The 9,876-nt window shown below is 41.5% G+C and carries 12 protein-coding genes and 1 pseudogene; all 13 read right to left on the minus strand.

Annotated elements, in window-relative coordinates; genetic code table 11:
• Positions 1 to 14 precede the first annotated feature (14 nt).
• Positions 15 to 560, minus strand: a complete 546-nt coding sequence (yfcE, locus tag AB5916_RS15860; RefSeq protein ID WP_158422358.1) for a phosphodiesterase — start codon at positions 558 to 560, stop codon at positions 15 to 17.
• A 109-nt stretch (positions 561 to 669) separates the two neighbouring features.
• Complete coding sequence (locus tag AB5916_RS15865) at positions 670 to 975, minus strand: rhodanese-like domain-containing protein (protein ID WP_368191740.1); 306 nt, start codon at positions 973 to 975, stop codon at positions 670 to 672.
• 139 nt (positions 976 to 1,114) lie between these two features.
• The gene (locus tag AB5916_RS15870; RefSeq protein WP_158422360.1) at positions 1,115 to 1,297 is read right to left on the minus strand and encodes a hypothetical protein; all 183 of its coding nucleotides are present in this window, start codon (positions 1,295 to 1,297) and stop codon (positions 1,115 to 1,117) included.
• Between the two features lie 386 nt (positions 1,298 to 1,683).
• On the minus strand, positions 1,684 to 2,109 hold the full coding sequence (locus AB5916_RS15875; protein ID WP_158422361.1) for a HEPN domain-containing protein: 426 nt from the start codon (positions 2,107 to 2,109) through the stop codon (positions 1,684 to 1,686).
• Positions 2,096 to 2,437 (minus strand): nucleotidyltransferase domain-containing protein, encoded by a 342-nt coding sequence (locus AB5916_RS15880; RefSeq protein WP_158422362.1) that lies wholly within the window; start codon positions 2,435 to 2,437, stop codon positions 2,096 to 2,098. The genes AB5916_RS15875 and AB5916_RS15880 overlap by 14 nt, the downstream gene beginning before the upstream one ends.
• Positions 2,438 to 2,571: 134 nt before the next feature.
• Positions 2,572 to 3,681 (minus strand): tyrosine-type recombinase/integrase, encoded by a 1,110-nt coding sequence (locus AB5916_RS15885; protein ID WP_368191743.1) that lies wholly within the window; start codon positions 3,679 to 3,681, stop codon positions 2,572 to 2,574.
• Positions 3,682 to 3,683: 2 nt separating this feature from the next.
• On the minus strand, positions 3,684 to 4,295 hold the full coding sequence (locus tag AB5916_RS15890; RefSeq protein WP_368191744.1) for a DUF5688 family protein: 612 nt from the start codon (positions 4,293 to 4,295) through the stop codon (positions 3,684 to 3,686).
• An 83-nt stretch (positions 4,296 to 4,378) separates the two neighbouring features.
• On the minus strand, positions 4,379 to 5,083 hold the full coding sequence (locus AB5916_RS15895; protein ID WP_173771176.1) for a hypothetical protein: 705 nt from the start codon (positions 5,081 to 5,083) through the stop codon (positions 4,379 to 4,381).
• A 14-nt stretch (positions 5,084 to 5,097) separates the two neighbouring features.
• The gene (locus tag AB5916_RS15900; RefSeq protein ID WP_368191746.1) at positions 5,098 to 6,045 is read right to left on the minus strand and encodes a YqaJ viral recombinase family protein; all 948 of its coding nucleotides are present in this window, start codon (positions 6,043 to 6,045) and stop codon (positions 5,098 to 5,100) included.
• A gap of 120 nt (positions 6,046 to 6,165) precedes the next feature.
• Positions 6,166 to 6,960, minus strand: coding sequence for a DUF932 domain-containing protein (locus AB5916_RS15905; protein ID WP_173729328.1), 795 nt, complete (start codon positions 6,958 to 6,960; stop codon positions 6,166 to 6,168).
• Positions 6,957 to 7,298: a DUF3848 domain-containing protein gene (locus AB5916_RS15910; protein ID WP_368191749.1), complete on the minus strand. Its 342-nt coding sequence runs from the start codon at positions 7,296 to 7,298 to the stop codon at positions 6,957 to 6,959. The genes AB5916_RS15905 and AB5916_RS15910 overlap by 4 nt, the downstream gene beginning before the upstream one ends.
• Positions 7,299 to 7,635: 337 nt before the next feature.
• Positions 7,636 to 8,932, minus strand: a pseudogene (ltrA, locus tag AB5916_RS15915) (group II intron reverse transcriptase/maturase).
• A 490-nt stretch (positions 8,933 to 9,422) separates the two neighbouring features.
• Positions 9,423 to 9,758 carry a DUF3784 domain-containing protein gene (locus AB5916_RS15920; protein ID WP_009319994.1) on the minus strand — a complete coding sequence of 112 codons (336 nt, stop codon included), beginning with the start codon at positions 9,756 to 9,758 and terminating at the stop codon, positions 9,423 to 9,425.
• Positions 9,759 to 9,876: the final 118 nt, after the last annotated feature.

Consider the following 9,876-nt stretch of genomic DNA (forward strand, 5'->3'; position numbering starts at 1 on the left):
CTTTCTTCTGATGATTATGAAAGCTTCAGGCTTTTCACCGTATTTCCATCGAAATCCCGGATAGAAAAGATCCCGTCCTCATATATCGCATACGTAGGCGGATTCCCTTCTTTCGGAATGGAAACAGAGCCTGGATTCAAAAGAATATATCCGTCTCTTTTTTCTGCTTTCAACACATGAGTGTGACCATGGATCAGAATATCGCCTGCCATCAGTGGAGGAAGATGATCCTGATTATATACGTGCCCGTGGGTTGCAAAAAAGGTCAGATCATCAATGGCTAAAATACAATAGTCTGCCAAAACTGGGAACTCCAGTACCATTTGATCAACTTCTGCTTCACAATTGCCTCTGACTGCATAAATCTGATTTTTCATTTCATTCAGCATGGAGATTACCTGCTTGGGTGCATAATCCTTTGGAAGATCATTACGTGGTCCATGATAAAGCAGATCGCCCAGCAGCACCAGGCGCTCTGCTTCTTCTTTCTCGTATGCTTCCAGCATTTTCCTGCAATAATATGCGGAACCATGGATATCGGATGCAAACATGTATTTCATGAAAATTTCTCCTCATTAAAAATATTTTAAAATAGTAACTATCTTTTTAAATATTGTGTAACTGTAAGGGTACTGAACAGTTACGGTATTCCTTTTTACATTATCACGGTTAGCCGGAAATTACAAGGTTTCTTCCCCGATATGCATGGAATCCTCCAATCACAGATCTGGTTCTGTAACCCTTTACAGCCAGTTCCTTTGCCACCTTCAGGCTTGCACCTCCCCGGTCACAGTAAAACACAAGGATTTTTCCTTTTGAAAGTTCCATGGAAAGACTTCCTGTTTCCATATATCTTTCATATGGCATATTGAATGCACCTTTTACATGACTTTTTTCATATTCTTCTTGTCCCCGTAAATCTATGATCAATGCGTCTTTGCGTCCAACATAATCATCTAGCATTTTTGCTGACATTGTTTCAAAGGGAAACATAAGAAACTCCTTTTTATTATATGATATGCATACAGAATGTAAAAAGAAGGTGCACATGTTTCTGCTTTATCATATAAAAAGGGACGCTGCACAGGCAGCATCCCAAATCAGAAAATCCGTTTTAGTACCGGTCTTCTTCCCGGTCATATTCATCTTCTGTTTTGTTTTTACTCTTATCAGAAGTATTTGCATTTCTGCAGTTCTTTGTATCCATTGCGTTTTTATTGGAATTTCGGTTGGATCCATTTACATTTCCTATAGAACTTCTGCTGTTTCTGCTTTCATTTTCATAATTCTTTGCCATTTAATCTTTCCTCCTGTTGCAGATTAATTTCATTGCATTGTTCATTATCTCCAAAAGCAGACAGAATATTCATCAAAATGATATTGATTTTTTTTCCATTTTATATTATAATCTAACCTGTAAAAAGAATTTACCCTTCAAAAATTTTTTTTACATAACCCCTTATTTAATTATTTATACTCCCCTCGAAACACCCGGTAGCTCCCCTACCGGGTGTTTCTCTTTGGATTTATAAGGGTTTGTGGGATTTTTGGGTTCATCGTTCTCGTAATATTTCTGTAACATTTGATAGGTATGTCCAAAATATGTCCAAGATTCTATTTTCCGTCCCAGTTTTAGCTCTCTCCTATAATAAAAATGAGGACAGTTCTTTGACTGCCCCCACTCTAATTCTTCTCCTGAAGCTGTTCCATACAATATTTCTCTGCCAATACTATAAATTCATCAGCAACAGAAATCTGCCTCTCGGATTCTTCTTTGCTTGCAATATAAAAATCGTCATAATCGCTGGCGTGACGAATCTCTTCTGCCTGCCCGATCTTCCGCCCCATTTCCCTGGGAAATATAGAAGTCCGAACATAGTCCTTATTAAAATTGGCTACAGCGTCCTTATGACGCTTATAAGCCTTTCCACTGACCGCGTGCACCGCATTGATTGCGTGAAAGATTGAATAATAAGCCCTGTTGTTGGCACCTTTGTAATCTTCTATTGCCAGCAAAGCTCTTGCCGATCTCAGATCTTTTCTCGCGGTCTCCAGTCTATATAGGACAAGGTCTTTCCTGGTGCCAATTTCCTGGTTAGGCTGCTCCATATAACACTACTCCTTCTTTATGAATGTTAGAATAGAACGGATAGTTCATGATCCACTTGTTAAAATGTGCTTCACTTTTTGCTATCGGCTTTATATCAAGATCGTGATCCATGTTAAAATCATAAGTCATATACGAAAGCTGCTGTCCATATGCCTTCAATTCCAGGTCAGACATATCCACCAAAATCATAATATCAACATCCGAATCCGGTCTGAAATCGCCTCTGGCATAAGAACCATACAAAATTATCTGCCTTACATGCGAACCATATATCTTCTTAATCGCCTCTACATACTGTTCAATCAAGTTCTGCATACGCTTTGGCATAATGTCACCTCCCATAATACAATATCTATCAGCTGTGTCCTTCACAGCTAACAAATCTTAGAACCTATTGTTATTTTTATTATACCCGAATTGCAGTTCTATTTCCACCGTTTTGTACCATTTTACTACTTCCGCTAAAACATCGCCGCCAACTTGTTGATCTCCTCAGCCTTCTTATCTGGAAGTACATGTGAGTAGATATCCAGAGTCATCGTGATAGACTTATGCCCCAAGATTTCCTGCATGACCTTTGGCGGAATTCCTCTCTCAAAGCCCCTTGTTGCAAATGTATGCCGCAACGAATGAGGTGTATGTGCTCCAAACACATGTCCGTCCTCCCTGATTTGAACTATGATTTTTTTCATGTCCTGATACAATGCATTCTCAGAAATACACCTTCCAAAACCGCCTGTAAACACCAGACTTTCAAAACCAGGCTCTGGTCTCCATTTATCCCCCAGAAGCATTCTTGTCACGAGCTGGCGCTTCCTGTGCTCTCGTAGTACAGTCACCAGATTGTCAAGCATTGGAATGTCCCTTTTACTACTTTCAGACTTTGGCTCATCAATCATATATTTTACTTTAGCCTTGGCTATGTACTTCAAAGTCCCATTCACATGTATGATTTTATTATCAAAATCTATGTCTGACCATTGTAACGCACGCAGTTCTCCGCTACGCATTCCAGTTCCAAGAGCTACCATATACAGGTCACAGAATTGGCTGCTCTTCGAATATCTCATAAACAGGTTTTGTTCTTCCGTTGTCATCACACGGATCTTCTTTTTCCGCTTTTTCTTCTTGATAGAAGTGTTCTTCACCGGATTTCGCAATACCATTCCGTTACGAACCGCCTGTGTATACATCCCACTTAATATAACTCTTACCAGATTGACAGTCGTATGGCTATAACGCTTAGCCATATCATTAAATAACTTCTGGATATGTTCTCCCCTAACATCTTTCAGCAGCCTTCTCCCCAGAGGCTCTTTAATATGTACCTTATACTCGTCCAGGTATACCTTGTAAGTTCCATACTTGACGCTATTTTTCTTGTACTCTTCCATCCACGTATGGAACCAGGAATCTACGGTCACTTTGCTCTCTTTAGCAAAAAATCCATGTTCAACTTCATATCTCTTGGCAGCTAGTTCATTTTGAAGCAATTTGAGGTTTTTATTGTACAGGACATATGTTTCTCCCTTGTATGTAAAACGAGCCTCATATAAATCTTTGCCTCTCATCCTTATTCCCTACCGTCATAAAATCTTGGCGGTGCCATTTTCACGGTATTATCCATAGCCTGCTCCAAAACGTCTTCTTTTGACAGCTCCCACTTATCCAGATAAGTATTGTCTATCAGTGTTGTGCACAGTTTTCCATCATCCTCATTTATCCGCAGATACACCCCCAAAATGATATCCCCAATCTTTCTGTAAATTCCTCGTTCCAGTACTGTCACTTTTTTATTTGTACTGACAATACGAATATATAAGTCTTCCTTCACACGCTCATAATCATCAAGCATTCTGATCTTTTCCAGCCCCTTGATTTCCTTATGTGCCTCTTTTTCCCTTATGATTTCTTCTGCAATCTGCCTTATACTGTAACCGGATTTATAAGCCCGGTACATGCTTGTCGTAGTCGCACCAAATCTTATCGGCTCGTTTCCTTCCTGGATCACCAGACTTTCTTCCAGCATATTGCCATCTGCCGGTTCATAACAGGCATATTCTTTTTCAGTAAGGCGTTCCTCTATCTCTGCTAACATCTGATTTTTAAATTCCATGTAATCCATCTGCAATTCCTCCGTTATTTTTACTCTTTGTAGCTCCGCAGCGGTACTTCTGACTGCCATACATTTTCTCTTGGATCTGACATAACTAAATGCTGCGTCATCCCATATCTACAATTTCCAGCTTCTCGATTAGCCGCCCATAATCAGGCGGCTGATTTTGTTCGTTTCAGTCCATTCAGTGCTCTTTTCCTTGATACCTCATCCAGTTCGGAAAGAGACTTAACACCATACCGCTTTAGAATCTGTTCCTCTGGCACCTTCGTCCTTTCCAGCTCCCTGTACAGTTCCTGCCATTCCTCGTTTGCATCTCCATTGTTCTTCTCTGCAGCGTTTAAGTTTCCCCATCTGAAAACCTCCGCTTTCTTCTGATTGATAACCGAAATCCCTGTAATGACCTTATCTGCCGAAATAGTGATTGCACTTACACTGAAACTGTCTTTCACAACCTTCTTCCGGTCTTTCTCTGTAACCACCACTTTACTGGCTGGGATAAAAATGAAGGGAGCCGTATACAGCTCCCTTCCAATCCCCAGATTCACGCACGCTCTTTTGAACGAATCCGAAGCAGCACTTTTCTCCTTTTCAAAATCCCCTGTTGTTCCCACATCCTGCTTGGAAATCCAGGTCTTTTTCTCCGGGTCCCAGATACTCACGGTACAGTACAGGGAATTTCCAATCATCATATGGCTTCTCTGCCAGCCATATATGCCAAAGACTTCATCCAGGATTGCCTGGTCTACCCTTGCATTCTTATATAACAGAAGCGAGATTCCTTTTTCACCGATACTGCCTACCCTGCATTCGATTTCATCTGCATGTAAGCTTCTTATCTTCGATTCCACAGCCATAGTACCAGCCCCCTTTAAGACGCAATGGACAGGGTGCGGTAAGCATTTACACTGGTATACTGGTTATAAATCTCCGGCTTCTCTGCTTTCAGTCTTTTAGAATCCAGTAAATTCTTCTCAATCCGTTTCCAGCGTACAATCTGACCGTTGTCAAATTTTCCTTCTTCATGCTCCCCAAGGGCAGCTTTTAGCTGATTGGAAAGGCCGGTTTTCCGCTTCTCCATATCCTTCAGCTGGTCACTTACATCCTGGTATTCCTCCAGGACTTTCACCAGGGAATGGTCAAGCGGGACACTGTCCTTCACGGATTCCTTATACTTTCTGTCCAGAAACTCTTTCGTTGCCTCGGAGTCATCTATCTCCGGACGGATATCACACTTTACGTTATACTCCCAGAACTTTTTCTCTGCATAGACCAGGTCAGCAATCATCTCTTCATCACGCAAGATCGTATAATATATAAAATGGTTGCCGCCGATCAGAGCCGCAATGTACGCTTTCTGCATATTGCAGACTGCCAGATAATGCTGGACCTGCAGCATGTACTCCACAGGAATTTTCCCATCCTTCCACTCATCTTCCCGGTACTGGCTGACCGTCTTAGCTTCAAAAATACACTTTTCTCCATATTCGTCTGTGACAATACCATCCACATCCGCAAACATAAATGGAAACTGCGGATGAAATATCATGAAATGTTTCTGCCGTACCTTCAGACCTGTACGGTTCATAAATTCCTTACGGATAATCCCCTCCATCACATTGCCCCAGTATGTATACTCGTTGGAGTTCTCCTGCACCGGTGTTTTGCCAGTCTTGTCTTCCCACAGCTGCTGGATGGAACGCCAGGGATTTTTCCCCATCACTACGGAAGCATCAGAGCCTCCGATACCATTTCTGCGGAGTTCCAGCCATTTTTCCCGTGTCAGATCTTTTGTTGAAATCATATTTTCCTTTTTCATTCTGTCTTCCCCTTTTTTAAAATATCTCTTACCTTAATAAACTGGTCTACCGCTACCAAAATATCAAATACCAATAAGCAGATCCCTGCTATCATCTCAAAAATCTTCATTTTTCACCTCTCATGCTGCCAGCACCATCTGATATGCCCTGTCGATCAGCGGATTTCCATCTGCGGTTCTGGCAAAGATATTCTCTTTGTAATTTGCAGTCTTTCTTCTTGGGGTAGAATGGGTTGCAAAATCCGATACTGCATTGATAAAGCGGTAGCCATTGTTTCCTACGTCTTTCAGATCGGGAGCGTCAAAGTAGCGCATTCTCATGTCTTCTCTCAGTCTTTCTATGCCACGCTTCTGCTGTGGGGTGAAATTTTCTTCTACCGGAAGCAGAATCTCGATATAATCCATGACCTGTTTTTCAGACAGCCTGATTCCCCTCAGATTTTCAAACTCTTTTCCAAGAGCAGACATATACTCGTCTGCCAGGAACAGGGTATTCTTCGCTTCCTCGATCTTTCCGCTGATATCCCCTGTGTGGATCATAGACCAGCTCCGCTTTGCCGTGCGCAGGGCAAGGTTAAGCGTATTATTGCATACTACACGGATAGGGGTAAGCGCCGTCTTCACCGCACCGGAACCGTCATGGGTATTGGAAAATACCATGTATGGGCTGATACGCTCGCCGGCAATGATATATTCCCTTGGAAGCCTTGCAAGCAGCCACACCCTTCTCCCCTCTTGCAGGGATCCTGCTGTTTCGTAGCGCACTCCTTCCTTATCCTGCTTGCCGAAAAAAGAGGCTGCAAAACCTGCAGCCTCCTCTGTTGTTGTAATACCTGTGTTTCCATCTTTCCCCTCGTATAATACGGAGCCTTCCCTTACCAGCTCCGTATGTACACACATGACTCTCTTCTTCATGCTGCCTCCGTTTCTTCCTGCTCCAGGAGCAGCCCAATTTCCTTGATCTCGGTATCCATGCTGTTTTCCAGTTCCAGCTGGAAAGAATCTCCTTTTCCCATCCACCTGGCAAAAAAGAACTGGATCACATTTGGCAGAACCAGGAGACAGCGTAGGACCTCTAATTTCATCTCACCGCTCTTTTCCAGCAAAGTCTCTGCAATATTCTCCCGGCAGTTGATCTGATACGCCCTCTGGTAAATCCTCTCTGGGGCTAACTGTAATACTCGCTTCTTATACTGCTTCCGTTCCAGCTTGATCTTGGCATTGAACAGCCTTACAATTTCATCCTCTCCCATGTTTCATCACCTCCTGTTTTCGTTTTTCTCAATCTTTCTTTGTGCCGCCGAGAACATTACCGATTGTATCTGCAACCTTACCCAGCAGTTCAAATAACAGCTCCCATGAAAAATCCATTGGCATAGCTCCTTTCTCTGATATATTTGGACATGAAAAAAGCAAAGGAATGTTTCAGCCTTTGCTTTTTCATAGTTATAATATGTAATTGAAATTTTGAACTTGTTTTTACACTGCTCCAATTCCACAGTCGAGTAGACTAAGACCTCTCAATCTTAGCCCCTCACAGATCCGTACGTGCGGCTTTCCCGCATACGGCTCCTCATAGTAACATTCGCTTCAATATAAACAATAGTACGTTTTAGGTTTTGCTAACGGGTAATACTTGAGCATTTCCACAAATCCATTCCATGTGTATGCCCGTCTACAACCTCTCCGATTCATGGCTTTGAATAGAAACTGTTGTACTCTATGCCGGAATGTTGTTATCTTCCGAAAATTCCATGTAACACCATAATACCGATAGTGTCCAATTAGTTTTACGTTCAACTCTTTAATTATTTCTCGCATTGGTCGATTTCGATTATCGTAAATCCAGTTCTTGTATGCTCTAACCTTTTGCTCAAACTTCTTCCTTGAAGTCTGTACCTTTGGCACGAAACCTCCCTTTCGAGTTTTGCTACAGTAGAAGGTAAATCCCAGAAAATCAAATGTTTCAGGCTTACATTCTCCTCTTGCTCTACGATTCTGCTCTGCAAATCTCCCAAATTCAATCAGTCTGCTTTTACTACTTTCCAGCTCCAGTCCAAACTTTTCCATTCGTTCCTTTAACTCTTTATAGTATCTTTCAGCTTCTGACTTATATTGAAATCCTGCAACAAAATCATCCGCAAAGTTGACGAGAAAACACTCTCCCTGCATTTCCCTTTGCACCACCAGCTTAAACCACAGCGTCAGCACATGATGCATGTATATATTTGCAAGCATCGGACTCATTACTGAGCCTTGTGCCGAACCTTCCTCTGTTGGCTCGAATTTTCCTTGCTCCATTATTCCTGCTTTAAGGTATTTACGTATTAGCCACAATAAGTTCTTATCCTGTATATTCCATTCAAGGAACTTCATCATCCAATCATGGTCGATATGGTCAAAGAAACCTTTGATATCGGCATCTACGATATAGCTGATTTTTCCATAGCTTATCCGTTGGTATACTTCTTTTATTGCTTCGTGACACCCCCTATTCGGTCTGAATCCATACATGCAGTTTAGGAATCTCGGTTCATAAATAGCTCCCAGTATTTTCTTCACTGCCATTTGTACAATCTTATCTTCATAGGAAGCAATCCCTAATGGTCGTTTCTTTCCATTTCCTTTAGGTATATATACCCTCAGTGACGGAAGTGGCTTAAAGGATTTGTTTTTTCAACCTCTGTACCAGTTCCTTGATATTTCTATCAAGGTTCTTCCCATACTCATCCTTAGTTACCTTGTCAATTCCGACTGCTTTGTTCCCATCTAATTCCTTATGGCATTGCTTTAGCATATCTTCATTTATCAAGTGGTACACTGATGTAAATATAGGATGTTTTGATGTTGCCGATATCTCAGCTATTCTTACTAATTTCGTTTCCATTATTTCCTCCGTCCCTGAGTACGGATAATGTGTCCTCAGTAAGACCTTTACTATGCAATCCCCTTCCCTCAATCAGCATTGCCCGATTTCTACAGTACTATGGGATTGTCCGACCACCTACCATTCATTTGAAATCCTCCGTTTTCAGTTGCAACTTCATACTCTTCTTCGAGAAATGGCGGGTTCTCCCCAGTTGATGTGTATTCACAATGTAAAACATGATTGGTTCTCTGACTCCGCAGTGCCACATAACACTCGCCATATCGCATTACATGATATTGCCTTCCGCACCAGTTAAGACGTCGACCGACTGAAGTTAACGTTTCGAAGCTCAATCACTATTCAACCCTGCTTTCTTGCTGTCTACGCTTGTCAGATGCCGTTACCGGCATCATCCCAAGACTCGCTATTATCTGGTTGGCTAAACCTTGGATAAACCGGAATCCCACCGGCTTGACTACACACCCTTAGCTGGGCGCACAACTGGAATTTATTTTAATAAATATTTTTTAAACGCTTTATGATTATCAAAGTGGACTTCTCTAAAAAACAGAACTAACCAAATAATATAGGTTGGTATAGCCATATATGGGGTTAAAAAGCAGGATAATGTCGCTCCTGCTAACATTATAACAGTCCATATGAAGCACTGATTTCTTATATCACGAGAGATCTGAGCTTTATCATACATTGCCTGTTCTTCTTTAGAAAATGAATTAAATCCTGAAACAAATTTAGTTGCTTTTTCCTTAAAAATCGCAAATAACACACCTATAATTACAAATGGTATAACCAAAATTATACATGACCAAAATCCTATATTCATAATACATACCTCCTCTTAAAATACCAATTTCTCAGTTTCAAAAACTGTTAAGGAAACAATCGGAGTTGGTGTAAACGAAAAAGCAGCCTTGAGTTCTGATAAAAACTGCCCTTTCGTT

The organism is Blautia sp. 1033sp1_1033st1_G9_1033SCRN_220408 (assembly GCF_040929965.1).
GTDB classification, from domain to species: Bacteria; Bacillota; Clostridia; order Lachnospirales; family Lachnospiraceae; genus Blautia_A; species Blautia_A ammoniilytica.

What these genes read in the sequence shown, in the direction of transcription:
- yfcE (WP_158422358.1), bottom strand. Translation starts at nt 560, where the DNA reads ATGAAATACATGTTTGCATCCGATATCCATGGTTCCGCATATTATTGC.
- AB5916_RS15865 (WP_368191740.1), bottom strand. Translation starts at nt 975, where the DNA reads ATGTCAGCAAAAATGCTAGATGATTATGTTGGACGCAAAGACGCATTG.
- AB5916_RS15870 (WP_158422360.1), bottom strand. Translation starts at nt 1,297, where the DNA reads ATGGCAAAGAATTATGAAAATGAAAGCAGAAACAGCAGAAGTTCTATA.
- AB5916_RS15875 (WP_158422361.1), bottom strand. Translation starts at nt 2,109, where the DNA reads ATGGAGCAGCCTAACCAGGAAATTGGCACCAGGAAAGACCTTGTCCTA.
- AB5916_RS15880 (WP_158422362.1), bottom strand. Translation starts at nt 2,437, where the DNA reads ATGCCAAAGCGTATGCAGAACTTGATTGAACAGTATGTAGAGGCGATT.
- AB5916_RS15885 (WP_368191743.1), bottom strand. Translation starts at nt 3,681, where the DNA reads ATGAGAGGCAAAGATTTATATGAGGCTCGTTTTACATACAAGGGAGAA.
- AB5916_RS15890 (WP_368191744.1), bottom strand. Translation starts at nt 4,295, where the DNA reads ATGGCAGTCAGAAGTACCGCTGCGGAGCTACAAAGAGTAAAAATAACG.
- AB5916_RS15895 (WP_173771176.1), bottom strand. Translation starts at nt 5,083, where the DNA reads ATGGCTGTGGAATCGAAGATAAGAAGCTTACATGCAGATGAAATCGAA.
- AB5916_RS15900 (WP_368191746.1), bottom strand. Translation starts at nt 6,045, where the DNA reads ATGAAAAAGGAAAATATGATTTCAACAAAAGATCTGACACGGGAAAAA.
- AB5916_RS15905 (WP_173729328.1), bottom strand. Translation starts at nt 6,960, where the DNA reads ATGAAGAAGAGAGTCATGTGTGTACATACGGAGCTGGTAAGGGAAGGC.
- AB5916_RS15910 (WP_368191749.1), bottom strand. Translation starts at nt 7,298, where the DNA reads ATGGGAGAGGATGAAATTGTAAGGCTGTTCAATGCCAAGATCAAGCTG.
- AB5916_RS15920 (WP_009319994.1), bottom strand. Translation starts at nt 9,758, where the DNA reads ATGAATATAGGATTTTGGTCATGTATAATTTTGGTTATACCATTTGTA.